The sequence below is a fragment of the Nostoc sp. UIC 10607 genome (assembly GCF_047228265.1).
Classification (GTDB): Bacteria; Cyanobacteriota; Cyanobacteriia; order Cyanobacteriales; family Nostocaceae; genus Nostoc; species Nostoc foliaceum_A.
This window is the reverse complement of sequence record NZ_JBIQNW010000278.1, coordinates 1-323: the sequence shown is the minus strand read 5'-3', so window position 1 is coordinate 323 and position 323 is coordinate 1. Positions and strand designations below refer to the sequence as shown.

1 pseudogene is annotated in these 323 nt (G+C 44.3%); it reads right to left on the bottom strand.

Annotated elements, in window-relative coordinates:
- Positions 1-323: pseudogene (locus tag ACEYW6_RS36760) on the bottom strand (exodeoxyribonuclease V, alpha chain); the annotation flags it as partial.

The following is a 323-nucleotide window of genomic DNA, read 5'->3' as shown; positions in this document are numbered from 1 at the left end:
CGAGGCATATCTTGTGCAACTGGTTGGCAAAATCTAGATTGTATTAATTGAGCAAGGTTCTGTTCGGTGTGAAAGTAGGTTGGTAGATAACATAGCAGCGTTTGGTCTGAGCTTTTCTCACGGATTAAGTCATCCTTGAGTGCCATGTCTTTGATAATATCAGCGAGGGCATCTTCTTCGGGTGTGTGATCTGCTGTAGTCAGCAGTTTGATAACATTCTCAATGAGTTTTGGCTGGGGTAAATAGCAATGCCCATCGGCAGCAGCTTCGTTCAAAACATGAATTAAACCAGCACGGTAACGGAACTGACTATCAGGCGCAAC